This is a genomic window from Candidatus Dormiibacterota bacterium (assembly GCA_035532035.1).
GTDB lineage: Bacteria > Vulcanimicrobiota > Vulcanimicrobiia > Vulcanimicrobiales > Vulcanimicrobiaceae > Tyrphobacter.
In genome coordinates this window covers 28,839-45,232 of record DATKRS010000024.1, presented here as the reverse complement: position 1 = coordinate 45,232, position 16,394 = coordinate 28,839, and the positions used below count along the sequence as shown (strand labels likewise).

20 protein-coding genes are annotated in these 16,394 nt (G+C 66.5%); 5 read left to right on the top strand and 15 right to left on the bottom strand.

Annotated elements, in window-relative coordinates:
• Window positions 1-29: 29 nt before the first annotated feature.
• From VMV82_07870 to lgt, 12 genes are all read right to left on the bottom strand, one after another.
• A complete protein-coding gene (locus tag VMV82_07870; GenBank protein HUY41468.1) occupies window positions 30-398 on the bottom strand; it encodes a hypothetical protein in 369 nt (122 codons plus the stop codon).
• Window positions 395-811: a hypothetical protein gene (locus VMV82_07865; protein HUY41467.1), complete on the bottom strand. Its 417-nt coding sequence runs from the start codon at window positions 809-811 to the stop codon at window positions 395-397. Before VMV82_07865 ends, VMV82_07870 begins: the two co-directional genes overlap by 4 nt.
• Before the next feature lie 48 nt (window positions 812-859).
• Window positions 860-1,168, bottom strand: coding sequence for a hypothetical protein (locus tag VMV82_07860; protein HUY41466.1), 309 nt, complete (start codon window positions 1,166-1,168; stop codon window positions 860-862).
• Window positions 1,146-1,820: a sigma-70 family RNA polymerase sigma factor gene (locus VMV82_07855; GenBank protein ID HUY41465.1), complete on the bottom strand. Its 675-nt coding sequence runs from the start codon at window positions 1,818-1,820 to the stop codon at window positions 1,146-1,148. The genes VMV82_07860 and VMV82_07855 overlap by 23 nt, the downstream gene beginning before the upstream one ends.
• Entirely contained in the window at window positions 1,813-2,010 is a 198-nt protein-coding gene (locus VMV82_07850; GenBank protein ID HUY41464.1) for a hypothetical protein, read from the bottom strand. Before VMV82_07850 ends, VMV82_07855 begins: the two co-directional genes overlap by 8 nt.
• Window positions 2,003-2,728: a flagellar hook-basal body complex protein gene (locus VMV82_07845; GenBank protein ID HUY41463.1), complete on the bottom strand. Its 726-nt coding sequence runs from the start codon at window positions 2,726-2,728 to the stop codon at window positions 2,003-2,005. Before VMV82_07845 ends, VMV82_07850 begins: the two co-directional genes overlap by 8 nt.
• Window positions 2,729-3,247, bottom strand: a complete 519-nt coding sequence (locus VMV82_07840; protein HUY41462.1) for a flagellar basal body rod C-terminal domain-containing protein — start codon at window positions 3,245-3,247, stop codon at window positions 2,729-2,731.
• A gap of 108 nt (window positions 3,248-3,355) precedes the next feature.
• Complete coding sequence (locus tag VMV82_07835) at window positions 3,356-3,751, bottom strand: hypothetical protein (protein ID HUY41461.1); 396 nt, start codon at window positions 3,749-3,751, stop codon at window positions 3,356-3,358.
• A gap of 570 nt (window positions 3,752-4,321) precedes the next feature.
• Window positions 4,322-4,873 carry a DivIVA domain-containing protein gene (locus VMV82_07830; GenBank protein ID HUY41460.1) on the bottom strand — a complete coding sequence of 184 codons (552 nt, stop codon included), beginning with the start codon at window positions 4,871-4,873 and terminating at the stop codon, window positions 4,322-4,324.
• 12 nt (window positions 4,874-4,885) lie between these two features.
• Window positions 4,886-5,293, bottom strand: coding sequence for a cell division protein SepF (gene sepF / locus VMV82_07825; protein HUY41459.1), 408 nt, complete (start codon window positions 5,291-5,293; stop codon window positions 4,886-4,888).
• Between the two features lie 30 nt (window positions 5,294-5,323).
• Complete coding sequence (locus VMV82_07820) at window positions 5,324-6,013, bottom strand: YggS family pyridoxal phosphate-dependent enzyme (GenBank protein HUY41458.1); 690 nt, start codon at window positions 6,011-6,013, stop codon at window positions 5,324-5,326.
• Window positions 6,010-6,867, bottom strand: a complete 858-nt coding sequence (gene lgt / locus VMV82_07815) for a prolipoprotein diacylglyceryl transferase (protein HUY41457.1) — start codon at window positions 6,865-6,867, stop codon at window positions 6,010-6,012. The genes VMV82_07820 and lgt overlap by 4 nt, the downstream gene beginning before the upstream one ends.
• Window positions 6,868-6,923: 56 nt before the next feature.
• Between lgt and VMV82_07810 the strand changes: the two genes are divergently transcribed.
• The 5 genes from VMV82_07810 to VMV82_07790 all read left to right on the top strand — a co-directional run bounded on the left by VMV82_07810 (window position 6,924) and on the right by VMV82_07790 (window position 10,509).
• A complete protein-coding gene (locus VMV82_07810; protein ID HUY41456.1) occupies window positions 6,924-7,652 on the top strand; it encodes a cytochrome c biogenesis protein CcdA in 729 nt (242 codons plus the stop codon).
• Window positions 7,630-8,160: a signal peptidase II gene (gene lspA, locus VMV82_07805; GenBank protein HUY41455.1), complete on the top strand. Its 531-nt coding sequence runs from the start codon at window positions 7,630-7,632 to the stop codon at window positions 8,158-8,160. The genes VMV82_07810 and lspA overlap by 23 nt, the downstream gene beginning before the upstream one ends.
• Window positions 8,135-9,031: an RluA family pseudouridine synthase gene (locus tag VMV82_07800; GenBank protein HUY41454.1), complete on the top strand. Its 897-nt coding sequence runs from the start codon at window positions 8,135-8,137 to the stop codon at window positions 9,029-9,031. Before lspA ends, VMV82_07800 begins: the two co-directional genes overlap by 26 nt.
• Entirely contained in the window at window positions 9,028-10,146 is a 1,119-nt protein-coding gene (gene tgt, locus VMV82_07795; GenBank protein ID HUY41453.1) for a tRNA guanosine(34) transglycosylase Tgt, read from the top strand. The genes VMV82_07800 and tgt overlap by 4 nt, the downstream gene beginning before the upstream one ends.
• 111 nt (window positions 10,147-10,257) lie before the next feature.
• Window positions 10,258-10,509: a hypothetical protein gene (locus VMV82_07790; GenBank protein HUY41452.1), complete on the top strand. Its 252-nt coding sequence runs from the start codon at window positions 10,258-10,260 to the stop codon at window positions 10,507-10,509.
• Here the strand turns inward: VMV82_07790 and ileS are convergent.
• Genes ileS through VMV82_07775 form a run of 3 tightly spaced genes read right to left on the bottom strand, consistent with a single transcriptional unit; the run spans window position 10,506 to window position 16,365 of the window.
• Window positions 10,506-13,286 (bottom strand): isoleucine--tRNA ligase, encoded by a 2,781-nt coding sequence (gene ileS, locus VMV82_07785; protein HUY41451.1) that lies wholly within the window; start codon window positions 13,284-13,286, stop codon window positions 10,506-10,508. The two genes, VMV82_07790 and ileS, sit on opposite strands and share 4 nt — an antisense overlap.
• Window positions 13,286-14,365, bottom strand: a complete 1,080-nt coding sequence (gene csaB / locus VMV82_07780) for a polysaccharide pyruvyl transferase CsaB (protein ID HUY41450.1) — start codon at window positions 14,363-14,365, stop codon at window positions 13,286-13,288. Before csaB ends, ileS begins: the two co-directional genes overlap by 1 nt.
• Window positions 14,365-16,365 carry a DUF5693 family protein gene (locus VMV82_07775; protein ID HUY41449.1) on the bottom strand — a complete coding sequence of 667 codons (2,001 nt, stop codon included), beginning with the start codon at window positions 16,363-16,365 and terminating at the stop codon, window positions 14,365-14,367. Before VMV82_07775 ends, csaB begins: the two co-directional genes overlap by 1 nt.
• Window positions 16,366-16,394: the final 29 nt, after the last annotated feature.

Genomic DNA, 16,394 nt, shown 5'->3' with positions numbered 1-16,394 from the left:
GTAGCATCACGAGGTGCCGCCGGTCCCCGCTAGGACACCGATAGCTGCAGCTTCGGCCCGTCGAGGCGTAGCGAAAGCCGGTTCAGGATGTCGCGGCCGAGTATCGTCTCTCCGCCAAGCTCTGCAACGATCGTCTCGAATCGATACGGGGGCATTTCGATGATTGCGCGTAGAACGGGAGCGTACTCCGATCGACCGTGGATGCCTCTTACTTGAATGTACCCGAGGAAGGGCAGACTGATTTGTGCGGCGATCCCGCATTCCAGAATTGTGCCGTCGGATCCGGTGTCAACAAGCGCCCTGCTGAGCACGCGTCCGGCGCAGTTATTTGGCGACACAATGGCGATGTCCAAAGCGGGTGCAGGCGGCTCGTAGTCGTCGCTGTACGGTACGCTCATCGCACGAATCGCGGGGATCTCACGGTCATGACCTTGGGCAGCATCTCGCCAATGCGCGGCATAAAAATCGGCCGGCGCCCGTACTTCTTACTTAGCCGCTCCGACAGGTCCCAGACATCCTCGTCGCAGTCGACCACCTTCTGACCGACGATTGCGAGGTTCATCCCGAAGGGATACTCCTTCTCGAACGCCTTTCGGTGGCGGTCGTACCAAGCAACGTCTCGTTCGAGTTCCGCGTTGACGCTCGGTGAGCGACGACCGCGAAGTTGATTGGTCGCCGCCGCGACCATGAACTGCGTCAACGTGATGCCTCGTTCAGCCGCAGCCTTCTTTACCTCTCGCGCGAGCCTCCGCGGAAACTTACGAAGCCCGAGCTGCGTCTCGCTGTCGTTCATGTCATCCGATGCTAACATGTTAGCATCCACTCGGTCAACCGTAAGAACCCGCCGTAAGAACCCCCTTCACTCGGTTCGGTAGCAGCCGCTGGGATCGACGTGCACCCGCCGGCCGCTGACGAGAATGGCGCGTACGCCGTGATCCCAGAAGTGCAGCACGCGCACGACGACCGGCCGAACCCGCGTAAGCAGCTCGCGCGCGCGCGACGATATCGCGACGCCGTCGCGCACCCACTTCGGATGGCCGTGCGGCAGAAGCTCGGCGTGCGCGTCCGCGTCGAGCTGCAGCGACGGTACTGCAGCGTTCTCGCGCGGCGCGAGCGCGCGTAGGTCCCCGCGCTCGAGGGCATCGTCAGACTCGACGCGACGCAGCATAAAACGCCTTGCGCAGACGCGCGATCGCCGCGATATGTATCTGCGACGCTCGTTGCGAGGAGATGTTCCACGCAGCGCCGATGCGGCGCAGCGACTCCGCGCCATAGTAGTGCGCGAGAAGCAGGCGGCGCTGCCGCTCCGGAAGCGCGCAGACGAGTGACTGCAGATAGGCGCGCTCGTCGTTGTCGGCCGTCAGGCACGCCGGATCTGCCCCGGCGTCGGGCGTCAGGCGCTCTCCGAGGGGCAGCGGCGCGTCGAGCGAGAGCGCGAGCGAGCGATACGCAGCACATTCGGCTCGCTCGAACCCGGGGTAGCGGCGCGCCATCTCGCGCGTCGATGGTACCGTACCGTGCATCACGGCAAGCGTGTAACGTTCGCGCTCCCCGAGGCGCGCGGTGCGGCGCACGCGCTCCGGTACGGAGTCGAGCCGGCGCAAGCCGTTGAGCATCGCACCGACGATGAGCTTGCGCGCGAAATACTCGAGCGTCACACCGCGCGACGGATCGTACGCGTCGACCGCCCGGACGAGGCCCACGCTTCCATCGCCGATCAAGTCGCCGAGATCCGCGCGGGGAATCACGCGATGAACCCGCCGCGCGATGCGGCGAACGAGCGGCAGCAGCGCGCGCACGCGTGCGTCGCGATCAGGCATGGCGGCGCTCCAACCATGCGGCGATCGCCGCGCCGAAACCGCGCGCGTCGTGCTCCGCGACCGACTGTGCAACGTACGCCATTCCGAGCCTGCCGAGCGCCGCATCCGATCGCGCGAGCGGCGCGAGCGTCATCTGCAGGAGCATCGCCTCGAAAACGACGCCAGCCTGCCGAGCGGCCGCGCTATCCACGCTGCAGGTTGTTGGCGATGCGCAGCATCTCGTCTGCGGCCTGGACGCCTTTGGCGTCGGCCTCGTACGCGCGTTGCGCTGCAAGCATGGACATCATCGCCTCGATGATCGAGACGTTCGACTCCTCGAGCATGCCGAAGCGGACGCGCGGTCCTCGCCCTCCCGGGGCGAGGAGTCGCGGCGTTCCGGAGGCGCGGGTTGCTTCAAAGAGCGTACCGCCGAGGCTGCGCAGATGTTCGGGCGCTGGGAACTGCGCCAGCGTAACGCGTCCGGCGACGGCGTTGCCGCGCGCCGTCGTCACGCTGACCGTGCCGTCTTGCGCGACGGCCGCGGAGATCGCGTCGTTTGGAATGCGCACGCCGTCGAGCGCGTAGCCAAGTGCGTTGCGCAGCCTACCGTCGGCGCCGCGCGAGAACTCGCCGTCCCGCGTGTACGCGCGCTCCCCGCGATTGCCGGTCACGGCGAAAAACCCCGGCCCGTCGATCGCCATGTCGAACGAACCCGTTGCCTTCGAGAGGCGCCCTTGCGCGAGCACGACGTGCTCGCCAAGCGCCACCGTTCCCAAGCCGACCTCGCCCGGCGCGGCGAGCTCCGTGAAGCTCGCGGCCGATCCTTTGAAGCCGGCGACGTCCGCGTTGGCGAGGTCGTTTGCGAGAACGTCGAGGTTGAGCTGCTGCGCCGCCATTCCGGTTGCAGCCGCGTACAAAGCACGGTCCATCTACGCCGCCTTGGCGACGTCGCTCGCCGCTTCGTGCCGCGTCCGATCGATCGCCGCGACGACGTGTTCCGCGCTCTCGAAGCCGCGCTGAGCCGCCAGCATCGCTACCATTTGGCCGATCGCGTCCACGTTTGCGGCTTCGAGAAATCCGCTGCGCACGCTGCTCCCGCGCGAAAGGCGCGTTGCAACGAGCACGCGCCCCGCATCGTCGCGCAGCCTGCCATCTGCGCCCCGTACGAAGGCGCCGCTTCGCGTCTCGACGATCCGCCCTCGCGCGTCGCGCAAGAGAAACGCGCCGTCTCCGACGATTGCGCGATCGTCGGTGCGGCCCGTGTGCATCAAGGCGCCGTGGCGCGCGATCGGCGCGCGCGCGATAGCGACGCCGCGCGCCGTCAACGAACCGCGCGCGAGGCTACCGCGAAAACCGTCGGTCGAAACGTTTGCGAGATTGTCGGCAGCGATTTCGAGCCGCGTTCGTGCGGCGACCATCGCGCTTGCCGCCCAGGCGATTGCGTCCATCGCGCCGAGCGTACCGCGGCGCTATTGCATCGTGGTTACGGCCTTGTTACCGCCGCGTGAATCGCCGAAGAACCGCCAGGCGGCCGTAAGCGACCCTCTGCATGCGCTTTAGCGGGCGTATGCAGGGAGTCGGCCGTTTGCGTCCGTGCTAGGAACTGCGCTACCTATGAATTGCTTAGCCGCCTCTGCAATGATGCGCGAAGCCAGGGACACGCTTTTTGCATTCATCCCCGCCCGGGCTAAGGCGAGCGCAATCCGGTTCTTGAGGGATCGATCAGCCCACCGCACTAAGATCCCCTCAAAAGCGTAGCCAACAACGCGAGCGTCCTTGTCGAAGTCGATGATAATGTACTCATTCGGAACGCCCGGGACCGGAAAATAGTCTGAAAAGGCCACCGGTCGCGACTCTTTTGTGATATGCAGAAAATCACGGTCGAAGTCTAGCGTGTATGGCTTGCCGTTCAACTCCTGTCTTTCGCTCTTCATTGTTCCATGCATTATCATACGATCACGCTATCTCTTTTCCAACGTAGCTTCGCCTGGGGCGGGAGCCTCCTGGTTAGCATAGCTGTTGTAACAAACGACACCGGGAATACCCCGAGTTTCCTGCAACGCTTGAGATGGACGGTTAGTCTCTTCACTTTGACGGTCCCATACGGATCAGGCTTAAGCCTCGTTGCAAAATATTTACCCTTCGCGCTATGAGCGGGGCGCCCGTCATCATAAATCGCATCCGGGCTAACTATGGTCTGGCGGACATCCTCCAGCCGTATGGTTCTTTCCCGCCGTAACTGCACATGCTCCTCGAGGACGTCCCTCGTCAGCAGGACCAGCTCGCCGGTTGGCAGACGTTCAGCCATGATGGTTTTAGACCCCCTCAGGAGCTCCAATAGTTCCATGAGGCGAGCATAGGGTGAAGCCCACTGAGTAAGATAACCCGGCACCGGGTGTAAAGTTCAAGCGCGGTCGCGTGGTCTCCTGAAGTTTTGAAGCGGAACAAGCACCTCGATCTGAGCCTGCCCGATTTGCCCCTAAAGGGAAGTCGTTCGAGTCGGAGCCGCGGGCGCTGGGCGGCTAGAACGTCTTGACGCGGTCGATCTCGACCTCGAGCTCTTCGCCGCCGATCTCGCCGTTCACGGTTTCGGCGACGGTGCGCCGCTCGCCGCGCGAGGAGGCTCCTGAAGGACTCTTCTCCAGCAACGACAGGTGCGTCATCAGCAGGCTGCGCAGCTCGCTGCGCGTCTTCTCCGTTTCCTCGATCGAGCGCTGGTGCTCGCGCCGCACTTCGGAGATCGCTTCGTTGTACCCGGCGATCTCGCGCTCGGCCGCCAGACGCGCCTGCTCCTTGATCAAATCCGATTCTTTGTGCGCTGACGCCTTGACCTCGTCCGCCGTGCGCTGCGCGAGCACGAGGGTATTGTGGAGCGACTCTTCCATCGCTTTGAAATGACTGATGCGCTCCTTGAGATCGGCGATCTCCGCTTCGAGCGCGGCGCGATAGGTCGCGCCGTCCTCCATCGACTCGATGACCTCGTCCAAGTACTGATCGACCTCGGCGCGGTCGTAGCCTTGCAGCGCCCGCTTGAAGGTCTTGTGCTGGATGTCGACCGGCGTAATCTTTTGCATGCTCACAGCCCTTTACTTCGTCACGAACTCGAGGGTACCGGCCATCATCGCATCGCGCATTCCGTCCGCGTTCACGACGACGCCTGCGGGCACGACGAGATAGATCGACTCTGCCAGCTTTTGAATCTTGCCGTCGATCGTGTAGGCGACGCCGGACGTGAAATCGACGACGCGCTGCAAGAGCGAGCGGTCCGCATTCTGCAGATTGACGATCACGACGTGCTTGCCGCGCAACGCGTCTGCGATTTCGACGACGTCTTGGAAGCTGCGGGGCGAGAAGAGCCCGACCTCGACGCCTTGGCGGCGCCCTCCCTTCGAGAGGGGAACGACCCGCGAAGGGCCCGGGGATTCCTCGTCTTCGTAATACTCCTCGCTTTCTTCGTCACGCAACGAGAAGAACGAGCCGATTTTCTCAAACATTGCATCCCCCTTTGCTTCGCGGCCTCGACGTCACTGCGCGCCCCCACGCTGACTCCGCAGCACGGGACCCCGTTCGCCGAACAGTGCCGTCCCTATCCTCAGCATCGTCGAGCCCGCGCGCACTGCCTCGCGCCAGTCTCCCGACATTCCCATCGAGAGCGTACTTCCACCTATCTGCGCAAACGTCTTTGCGGCGAGCGCGAAAGCTTCGGCTATCGCGCGGCGGTCGGCGGCGAGCGGTCCGATCGCCATGACGCCATCGACGCGAAGCGCCTCCCGGGCGCGCAACTGCTCGGCAAGGCGCTCACCCTCTGAGGGAGGGCAGCCGAACCGCTCGGCCGCCGAGACGTTGAGCTGAATCAGCACCGGAAGCACGCGCCCCGCGCGCTCGGCGGCGACGGCGAGCGCAAGGCCTGCGTCAAGGCGGTCGACGCTCTGCACGACGTCGAAAAGCTCGACGAGGGCCTTGGCCTTGTTCGTCTGCACGTGGCCGACGAAATGGCGCCGCACCGGCGGCAGCCGCGCAAACGCGAGGCGCGCCTCCTGGACGTAGTTTTCGGCGACGTCTTTCAGCCCGGCGGCGATTGCCTGCGCCACCGCTTCCACCGGCTGGCGCTTCGCCACCCCGACGAGCGTGACGCTATGCGGATCTCGTCCGCAGGCACGGGCCTCGGCATCGACCGCGGCACGCAGCGCGGCGTAGCCGCAAACGGTGCTCACGCCGTTCGTTCGACGTGCTCCTGTGGCCGGCCGCGCGTGGCGCAGTACCAGATGCCGGCGGCCCCGATCGCAATCATCGGCAACGCGAGGAGCTGCCCACCGGTGACGACGCCGAAGACGAGGATCCCCGGCTCACGCCAGATCTCTGCAACCGAGCGCGTGATGCCGTAGAGAAGAAACCACGTCCACGCGACGACGCCGTTGCGCGGCTTCGCGCGATAGACGAGCAGCAGGATCGGCAGCGTGGCGATGTCGAGCACCGCCTCGAAGAGCTGCGACGGATAGCGAGGAAGGTTGATTCCGCTGACCAGCGGCGCGCTCGGAAAGACGATGCAATACGGATGATTGGGAACGCAGACGCGCCCCCATAGCTCGTCGTTGATGAAGTTGACGACCCGCGTCAACGCGATGCCGATCGGCACGAGCATGACGATCTCGTCGGCGAGCGCGGTCATCGTCAAGCCCGGGTGCTTGCGCACGAAGAGGTAGATCGCGACGATGACGCCGATGAGCCCGCCGTGGAACGCCATGCCGCCTTGCCAGACCGCGATGAGATTGATCGGGTTCTGGAAGTAGAACGCAGCGCTGTGCCCGCCGCTCTGGGTGGGTGTGAGCATGTCGGCGATCACGAAGAGCAGCCGCCCGCCGATCAACACGCCGATCACGGCGTAGAAGATGAAATCCTGCACCTGCTCGCGCGTGAGGCCCAGGCGGCGCAACGCGGCCGGGCGGCTCATCCAAAGGTAGACGCAGAGGAAGCCGACCAGATAGGAGATGCCGTACCAGTGGATCCCGAAGCGCCCGATATGGATTGCGATCGGGTCGATGTTCGGGTACGAGAACCATTGGTGCATGCGCCCGGTTTGTTTGACAGGCGCGAGGCGACCTGCAAGCCAACTTCTGGCAGCCGATGACCTCGACCGCCCCCCTTTCGGCCGGCATCGCGTTCGTTGCCGGGCTCGTATCGTTCGTGTCGCCGTGCGTGCTGCCGCTCGTACCGGCGTATCTCTCGTTGCTCACGGGCGAGAGCCTCGAAGAGCTGCGCGAGGGCGAGCGCGCAGCCGCACGCGCGCTTCCGCACGCCGCGGCATTCATCGCCGGGTTCATGATCGTCTTCATCGTCCTAGGCCTCACCGCAAGCGAGCTCGGCGCGCTACTCGGCGCGAACCGGCGCGTGATCGCCGAGATCGGCGGCATCGTCGTCATCGTGCTCGGCCTGCAGATGATGGGCATGATCAAACGCATCCCGTTCATCATGCGCGACACGCGCGTGCAGGTGGCGCACGAGCGACGCACGCTATGGACGTCCCTCATCGTCGGCATTGCATTCGCTGCCGGGTGGACGCCGTGCATCGGGCCGATTCTCGCAGCGATACTCGCGCTCGCCTCCCAGCAGCACAACGGCATGGCGGCGTTCCTGCTCCTGTGCTACTCCCTCGGGCTCGCCGTGCCGTTCCTTCTCGTGGCAGCCGCCATCGACGCGATCCTTCCGTGGCTCGCTCGCGTGCGGCGCGCGCTCGGTGCGATCGAGTTTGTCGCCGGTGCGTTTCTCGTCGCGGTCGGGCTCGTGCTCGCGAACGACGCATTCCTCAACGTCGCAGGATGGTTCTATCGCTTTGTCCCAGTCCCCAAGCTCTAGCCCGCGCGCAAGCAGCCTCCGCGTCGCCGCGATCGGCTTCATTGCCGTTGCGGTCTTGATCGCCGACCAGCTGTCGAAACGCTACGTCATCACGCATCTCTACTTCGACGGCCAATGCATTCCGTGGTGCGGGCACAAGGACGTCATCCCGGGTTGGCTGCGCATCGCGCCCGAGCCGAACTACCACGGGGCCTTCGGGCTGCTCGGCAGCAATGCGTTTTTGCTCGTCGGCATGGCGCTCGTCGTGCTTGCGGTTTTCTGGCTGAGCTTTCGCGATGCGGCCGAGCGATCCACGCTCGTGCGCGTCGCGTTCGGGCTCATCCTGGGCGGCGCGGTCTCGAACATCATCGACCGCGTGCACTTCGGGTACGTCGTCGACTTCATCGACTTCTACCGTTTTCCCGATATCTGGCGCTTCACGTTCAACGTCGCCGATTCGTGCATTACGATCGGCGTAGTTCTCCTTTTGCTATCGACGCTACGTGTCACCCCACGCCGTCAACGCTGACGAGGCCGGCCTACGCGCCGACGTCCTGTGCGCGCGCCTCTCCGGAGCCTCCCGTTCGCTCGTCACGCAAGCGGCACGCGACGGCCTGCTGCGCGTCAACGGCGAGGCATCGAAGCCCAGCCGCGTGCTCGACGCGGGCGACGTGCTGACCTTCGAGATCCCGCAGCGCGTCCCGCTCGTCGCCGTCGCAGAGCCGATCGCGTTGCACGTCGTGTTCGAAGACGACGACGTGATCGTCGTCGACAAGGCCGCCGGCATGGTGACGCATCCCGCGCACGGCGCGCCGGGCGGCACGCTCGTCAACGCGCTGCTCGCACACGCCGGCAGCTTGCCCGGCGACCCGCTGCGCGCGGGCCTCGTCCACCGCCTCGACCGCGACACGTCGGGGCTGCTCGTCGTGGCGAAGAACGAGGAGGCGTTGCGCCGGCTCGGCAAGGCGATGATGGCGCGGCGCGTGACGCGCGAGTATCTCGGTCTCGTGCACGGCGTTCCGGAACATGCGCGCGGCCGCATCGACGGTCCCATCGGCCGCGATCCGCACAACCGTTTCAAATACGCCGTCGTCGCCGCGGGAAAGCCCGCGGTGACCAATTACGCCGTGCGCGACGCGTGGAAGCGGCATGCGGAGCTTTCGTTTACGCTCGAAACCGGCCGGACGCACCAGATTCGCGTCCATGCGGCTGCCATGAGGCACCCGCTGCTGAACGATCCGTTGTACGGACACGAAGAGCCGCGCTTCGGTTTGCCCGGGCAAGCTTTGCACGCGTGGCGGCTCGCCTTCCAGCATCCACGAACGCGCGAACCGATGGCGTTCGAGGTCGAGCCGCCCGCATCGTACGCGCGCGCACGGGCGATGCTCGAGCAGACGTGAGCCTGCAGTTCGGCGTTCGCGCGCGCGACGGCCTCGCGCGGCGCGCAACGCTGCGCACCGCACACGGCATCGTCGAAACGCCGGCGTTCATGCCGGTTGGAACGGCGGCCACGGTCAAGGGCTTGACGCCGCACGAACTGCGCGAGGCCGGAACGCAGATCGTGCTGGCCAACACGTACCATCTCTGGCTACGACCGGGACGCGAGATCGTCGCCGCCGCCGGCGGCCTCCATCGCTTCATGGCCTGGGACGGCCCGATCCTCACCGACTCCGGCGGGTTTCAAATCTTCAGCTTGCGCGAGCGCCGAACGCTCGACGACGACGGCGTCACCTTCGCGTCGCACCTCGACGGCAGCCCGCATCGTTTCACGCCCGAAACCGTGATCGCGTTCGAAGAGGCGCTCGGCGTCGACATCGCGATGGCGCTCGACGTCTGCGTGCGGCTTCCGGCGAGCCCCGGCGAGCTCGAGCGCGCCGTCGCGCTCACGACGCGCTGGGCACGTCGCTCGCTCGAGGCGCGCACGCGCGATGCGACCGCGGTATTCGGCATCGTGCAAGGCGGGTTGGACCGCGCGTTGCGCGAGCGCAGCGCGCGCGAGCTGGTCGCGCTGGACTTCGACGGCTATGCGATCGGCGGGCTCTCGGTCGGCGAGACGCGCGCAGAGATGGAGACCGCAGCGCGGTTCTGCGCCGAGCTGCTGCCCCAGGATCGGCCGCGGTATTTGATGGGCGTCGGAACGGTTCGCGACGTTCTGCTCGCCGTCGATTGCGGCATCGACATGTTCGACTGCGTCTACCCAACGCGCTGCGGGCGCAACGGACGCGCGATGACGCGCGACGGTGAGTTCCACATTCGCAACGCGGCCTTCACGCGCGACCTCTCGCCGATCGATCGCGACTGCTCTTGCGCGGTCTGCACGACGTTCACGCGCGCGTACCTCGCGCATCTCTTCCGCGCGAACGAGATGCTCGGTCCGCGCCTGCTCTCGTACCACAACGTGTATCTCTTGAACGCGCTGATGGACGAGGCACGGTCGGCAATCGAAGCCGGGGATTGGGCGAGCTTCTATCGGGGAACGGTAGAGAGAGCAACCAAGGCATCGCTGGAATCGTAGAATCCCGAGAACGCCGGGATGCTCCAGCGGACGCACCGTACGAAGGAGGTTTACGTGAAGAGACTCTTCCTAGCACTCGCCTTCATCTCCGGGCTCTCCGGACTCACCGGCTTGGGTTTGGCGCCGGCGTCGGCCCAGATCTACGTACGCGTCGGCCCGCCTCCGGCACCGCGCCGCGAGTACGAGCCGCCGCGTCCCCATCCTGGATACGTGTGGATCGGCGGTCACTGGGCTTGGCGAGGGCGCTGGGTCTGGACAGGCGGCTACTGGTCGGGCAGGCGCCGCGGCTGCGGCTGGGTCCCGGGGCACTGGGTCCGTACCTGGCGCGGCTACTCCTGGCGCGACGGCTTCTGGCGTTGCTAGCGGGCGCGCCTTTCAAGCTCGCGGACGACGACGGCGCACTCGTCGCAGATCGACGGGTGCGCCGCATCGCCACCGAGCCGCCGGTACTTCCAGCATCGCGCGCACTTCTCGCCTTCGGCGGCAATGATGCCGACCGTGGGAGCCGTCGCGTGCGTATTCGAGAGGCGAATCTCGATCTGTGAGACGACCAGCGCTTCGCGCAGGTCGTCGTCGCCGAACCTCGCCAAGCGCTCGCGCTGCTCCGGCGACATCTGCACGATCGCCTTGGCTTCGAAATCGCGGTACTCGGCATTTGCCGCAACGGCCGCGCGCAGCGCTCGCAGCGCCGCCCATTGCTGCGCCGCCCCGGCATCGCGGGCGATCGCGCGGACGAAGCGCAGGTCGAAAACCGAGCCGGCTTGCGCACGCAGCGGCTCCGGCACGGCTTGCCACGCCTCCTCGGCGGTGAACGAAAGCACGGGTGCGACCGCGGCGAGAAAGCCGCGCAAGATGCGAAAGAGCACGGACTGAGCCGCACGGCGGCGAGGATCGCCGGCGGCACGCGAATAGAGCGGGTCCTTCACCGCGTCGAAGTAGAGCGCCGAGAGCCCGCTCTCGAGCTCGACGAGCGCGAGATACGCGCCGTGAATGTCCGCGACGTCGTACAAGTCGGCGATTTCGCCGAGCTTCTGTGCCGCGTATTCATCGGCGAGCGCGTCCAGCGGCGGCAGGTCGGCGCGCTCGACGATCGCCTCCGGCGCGAGATCCCCGATGTTGCCGAGCATGAACCGGATGCGATTGCGAACGTTCCGATAGACGCGCCCGACCTGCGCCACGACGTTCGGGCCGAATCGCACGTCGTCGACGAACTCCACGGACGCGGCCCACAGACGCAGCACGTCGGCGCCGTACCGATCCATCGCGTCGCGCGCGTCGATGCCGGTACCACGCGACTTCGACATCGCACGCCCCTCTTCGTCGTTGACCCATCCGTTCTTGACGACGTGCCGATAGGGAGCCTCGCCGCGCAGCGCGGCCGCGATGACGAGCGAGCTGCGGAACCAGCCCCGGTACTGGTCTCCTCCTTCGATCACGGCATCGCACGGCCACGGCAGGCCGCCGTGCCCGAGCACCGCGAGATGCGTCACGCCGGATTCGAACCAAATGTCGACGATGTCGCGCTCGGCGGCGAAGGCCGTGCCGCCGCAGGAGGGACACGCAAAACCCGCCGGCAGATACGTCGCGACGGCGTCGCGCCACCACGCATCGGCGCCCACCTGCGCGAAGCGCCGCGCGGCATTGCGCGCAACGGCCGGATCGAGAACCGATTGCGCGCACGCGAGGCACGTGACCGCCGGAATCGGCGTTCCCCACGTGCGCTGGCGCGAGATGCACCACTCGGGATGCCGTTCGATCATCTGGCGCTGGCGTTCGCGCCCCCATTGCGGAGTGTACGTGACCCCGTTCGTCGCGTCGAGCGCGCGCGCGCGCAGATCGTTGCGATCCATCGCGATGAACCACTGAGACGTCGCGCGGAAGATCACCGGATTGTGGCAGCGCCAGCAGTGTGGGTACGAGTGGACGATCTCCTCCGCACGCAGCAGCGTACCGTTGGCGCGAAGATCGCCGACGATCGTCGCGTTGGCGTCGAAGATCTGCATACCCGCGTACGGCCCGGCCTCCGCGGTGAAGTGCCCGGCGGCATCCACCGGATTGCGAATCGCCAGCCCGTTGGCCGTGCCGGTCTCGAAGTCTTCGGCACCGTGTCCGGGCGCCGTGTGCACCGCACCCGTTCCCGTTTCGAGGTCGACGTACTCCGCGAGCACGATCTCCGAATCGCGATCGAAGAGAGGATTGCGCGCCCGCAGCCCGCGCAGATTGCGGCCTGTAGTCGAGGCGATCTTCTTCGCCGCCGCGTACCGCTCGCCGAGCGTCGCCGGCGCCAGCGCCTCGGCCACGAGCAGCGCTTCGTCGCCGAGATCGTAGAGCGCGTACGCCGCGTCCGGGTGGAGCGCGACGCCCGAGTTTCCCGGAAGCGTCCACGGCGTCGTCGTCCAGACGACCACCGCCGTCTTCTCGCGCGGGAGATCGACGCCGAGCACGGACGCGAGCGCGTCGCGCTGGCGCTCGTCGAACGCAAAGCGCACGAAGATCGACGGCGACGTCCTGTTCTCGTACTCGATCTCGGCCTCCGCGAGAGCCGTTTCGTCGTGCCAGCACCACAGCGTCGCGCGCAAGCCCTTGTAGATTTGGTTGCGCTCGGCGAGGTCCGCGAGCGTGTCGACGATGACCGCCTCGTACGACGGGTCGATCGTGCGATAGGCATGGTCGTAGTCTGCGAAGACTCCCATGCGCATGCGCACGTCGCGCTGGCGCTCGAACCAGTAGATGGCGCGTTCCTTGCAGCGCGCCCGCAGCTCGAGCGCGTCGACGGTATGGAAATCGGTGATGCCAAGATGTTTGAGCGTCTCGAGCTCGATCGGCAGGCCGTGCATGTCCCACCCGGGGACGAACTTCGCCCACTTCCCGTCGAGCAGCGCGATCTTCACGAACACGTCCTTGAGCACCATGTTCAAGAAATGCCCCATGTGCAGCTCGCCGTTCGCATACGGCGGGCCGTCGTGAAGGATCCACGGCAGCGCGCTCGCGTTGCGTTCCAGGCATCGCTCGAAGGTTCGCTGCTCCCGCCACCACGCGACGCGCGCGGGCTCGCGCTTCGCGAGCTCCGCCTGCATCGGAAAGCTCGTCGCCGGAAGATTCAGCGTCGCGCGATAGTCGCGCCTCTGCGCGTCGCTCATCACTCCGCCATGAGTTCGCCGAGAACGTCGAAGTTTCGTTCCGCAAGCGCTCGCACGCGTTCGATGCGCGCTGCGAGGTGCGCGCGAAGCTCGTCGTGCCGCGCAACGGCGGCGTCGACGAGCGCCTCGACGTCTTGCGCGCGCGCGCCGCGCTGCGGCAGAAGCAGCGGCTCGAGCGGATACTCGAGATCGTCGAGCAGCGCGCTGACCTTCGGATCGTAGGGAACGGCAACGAACGGCACCGCGTACCGTGCGGCGAGGACGAGCGCGTGCAGACGCATTCCGACGACTAGGCGCGCGCCGGCGATTGCCGCCGCGGCCGTCGCGAGGGCCGGCTCGGGCAGGAGCACTGCCGGCGCGCTGCAAGCGCGGATGACGGTCGTCGAGGCGGCGGCGTCGGCCGCGCCTCCGAGCGGCAAGAACGCGACGCGGATGCCGTGCGCCTGCGCGAGCCGGTCGGCCGCGCGCGCGAGAAGGGCGACGCCCGCGGCAAAACCCGGCGCCTCGCGTACGCAGACGATCGCGTACGGTTCGGAGCCCGCGCCAAGCCCTTCGCGCGTCAGATCGACGCTCGGCGCGGCATCGTAGAGAAAGACCGGGTCCGCCGTGCGCTCGACGCGCGTGCCCGGAAGGAGCGACGAGAGCAGCGCGCGCGAGCGTTCGTCGCGGACGGTCGCGCGGTCGACGCCGCGGCAGAATCGCCGCACGAGCATCGCGCCGAGACGGTCCAGTGGGCCGATCGATTGCGCGAAGATCATCGTCTTGCGCCGCAAACGAATCGCTTCGCGCACGATTCCCGCGTAGTAGAAAAGACTGCGCAACGACGTGGCGCTCTGCAGCAAGCCCCCCCCGCCGCAGACGACCGCATCGGCGCGGGCGATCGCCCGGCGCACGGCGCGCAACTCCCAACGTTGCGTCGCTCCCACGCCGTAGCGCGTCGCGGTCGCTTGCGGCGTTGCAGAGAGCACGTCCAGCCCGGCGTCGGGAAAGCGCGCGCGCATGCGCTGCACGATCACCTCGAGGATCGCTTCATCGCCGACGTTGCCGAAGCCGTAATACCCGCAGAGCAGCACGCGCATCAAGGTGCGATGCGAACGAAGCGGCGATAGACCCAGATCAACGCGATGCCGATGACGATGCCGATCCACAGCCCGTTGAAGATGCGCAGCAACGAGACGAGCAACGGCGTATGCAGGTGCGAGAACGTGTCGACGATGTCGCCGATGCCGACGCCGGCGCCGAGCGCGAACAGCCACCCGACGGCGCGGCGATGCGCCGGCAGGAGAGCGGGAACGAGCATCATCGCGGGATAGCCGATGAGAAACTCCTTGAGCCGCGGCCGCACGGAGAGCACCGTTTCCAGCCCACGCCGCAGCGCGAGCTCGAGGTGCGAGGGCGCGATCTCGCTTTGGTTCCCGCTGCGCATGAGCAGCACCGCGCCCGCGCCGAGGATGGCGAGGCCGGCGATCAATTGGTACGCCCGTAACGGCGTGAAGAGCACCGCGCGCACGCTCGTCGAGCCGGCAGCGTATCGCCCGCTGAAGAGATAGAGCAGGAGCGCGACGATCGGCGGAAGCGCGAGGACCAACTTCACTCCCCGGAATCGCTCGATCTCCTCCATGGCGAGAGGCGAGCTCATCACGCCGACGACGACGAGCGCGCCGAGCAATGCAACGCCCGTTGCGACGAGCGTCCAGCGCACCGAGCGTACGCCTTGCGCGAGCGTTCCGGGCTGCGGCACCGACTCGAAGGCCGGCCCCAGCGCGAGAAACGCCGCGGTCTCGAAGAGCAGAGCACCGGCGAGCGCGACCATCGAGCGGGCGAAGAGCTCGTGGTGCGTGACCACGCCCGCCGCGTAGAACGCGATCGTCAAGACGTAGGCGGCGACGACGAGATCGCGGCGGTACCAGCGCAGGGCGAGGAGCAGCAGCGAGAAGATTGCGGGAACGCACAGCGCGCTCAGCCCGACGAGAATGCGGTTGTCGCCGCGGTAGAGCGGGATCGGCGTGGCTCTTCCGAGGCGGAAACCGTGCGCCTTCAGCTCGTCTGCGACGCGACGCACCATTTCGACGTTCGTCTGTTCGATCGACAGGTTTCCGTCTTGATGCTGCCACGTACGCAGATAGACGACGCGAACGTTGCGCTCGCGCACGCCGAGCACGTAGCGATCGACGACGTCGTCGAGGGTGAGCTTCTCGAGCTCCGGACGCGCGATGGCTTGTACGCGCACGATCCGCCCGGGGATCTCCCTCCCGAGACTGACGTTGCCTTTCTGCACTTGGCTCGGATCGTACGTCTCGATCGATCCAAAGTTGAAATCGTGGCCGGGCTCGCGAAAGACGCGTCCGGCGTCCGCCAAACGATCGGGATACCCCCACACTTCGTTGCGCAGCCCGAAGAAGACGACGGTCGAAACTTTCGGAGCGTAGCGGAGGACGGCGCCGATCTGCGCGTCCATCTGCGGCTGCGCAAAGCGCTCGTCGTTCTGGAGGCGCGGAATCACGAGCAGCCCCAAGCGTTTCGCAAGCAAGAGCTGATCGGTCGGAATGCCGAGACCCTCGGTGTTGAAGTAATCGATCTGCGTGTGCACCTCGATCAGCCACGGAAACCGATCGCGCAGCACGTGGATGCTCTTGGCCATGAAGTGCAACGGGAGTTGCGTTCGATAGCGCTCGAAAGTGGCGCGATCGGTGACGACGAGATAGACGGCGTTGAGGTCGATCTTCCCCGAGCTGGCCAGGCGCGCGAGCAGAGGATCCCGCAGCGATGCGATCTGCGCTTGCGAGACGAGCGCTCCACCGGTAGTGGCGTACGCCTTCCCGTTGCCGCCGATGTCCGAGCCGAGCTCTTCGGTCAGCGCAAGCGACGTCAATCCCGCGCGGCGCAGCGCGATGAGGAATGCGGCCGGATTGTAATCGTACGAGCGCGCGAGCTGGATGAAATCGGCGTAGTCCAGGGCGATCTCAACGCGACGTGCGTGCAGCTCGGTGCGTACCCGCAACGCAGCGACGGCGAGACACGCCAGCAGCCCTACCGCCAGCACCAACAGCGCGAACCGCGCGCGTGAATCCCTCAGCACCCCTTCTCCGTTTCACGTCGGAAAACAAG

Excerpts from the sequence above, each read along its gene's own strand:
- VMV82_07855 (HUY41465.1), bottom strand. The coding sequence starts at position 1,820 with ATGCCTGATCGCGACGCACGCGTGCGCGCGCTGCTGCCGCTCGTTCGC.
- lgt (HUY41457.1), bottom strand. The coding sequence starts at position 6,867 with ATGCACCAATGGTTCTCGTACCCGAACATCGACCCGATCGCAATCCAT.
- ileS (HUY41451.1), bottom strand. The coding sequence starts at position 13,286 with ATGAGCGACGCGCAGAGGCGCGACTATCGCGCGACGCTGAATCTTCCG.
- csaB (HUY41450.1), bottom strand. The coding sequence starts at position 14,365 with ATGCGCGTGCTGCTCTGCGGGTATTACGGCTTCGGCAACGTCGGCGAT.
- VMV82_07870 (HUY41468.1), bottom strand. The coding sequence starts at position 398 with ATGAGCGTACCGTACAGCGACGACTACGAGCCGCCTGCACCCGCTTTG.
- VMV82_07830 (HUY41460.1), bottom strand. The coding sequence starts at position 4,873 with ATGCAAAAGATTACGCCGGTCGACATCCAGCACAAGACCTTCAAGCGG.
- VMV82_07865 (HUY41467.1), bottom strand. The coding sequence starts at position 811 with ATGTTAGCATCGGATGACATGAACGACAGCGAGACGCAGCTCGGGCTT.
- VMV82_07860 (HUY41466.1), bottom strand. The coding sequence starts at position 1,168 with ATGCTGCGTCGCGTCGAGTCTGACGATGCCCTCGAGCGCGGGGACCTA.
- VMV82_07810 (HUY41456.1), top strand. The coding sequence starts at position 6,924 with ATGACCTCGACCGCCCCCCTTTCGGCCGGCATCGCGTTCGTTGCCGGG.
- VMV82_07840 (HUY41462.1), bottom strand. The coding sequence starts at position 3,247 with ATGGACGCAATCGCCTGGGCGGCAAGCGCGATGGTCGCCGCACGAACG.
- sepF (HUY41459.1), bottom strand. The coding sequence starts at position 5,293 with ATGTTTGAGAAAATCGGCTCGTTCTTCTCGTTGCGTGACGAAGAAAGC.
- VMV82_07835 (HUY41461.1), bottom strand. The coding sequence starts at position 3,751 with ATGATAATGCATGGAACAATGAAGAGCGAAAGACAGGAGTTGAACGGC.
- VMV82_07845 (HUY41463.1), bottom strand. The coding sequence starts at position 2,728 with ATGGACCGTGCTTTGTACGCGGCTGCAACCGGAATGGCGGCGCAGCAG.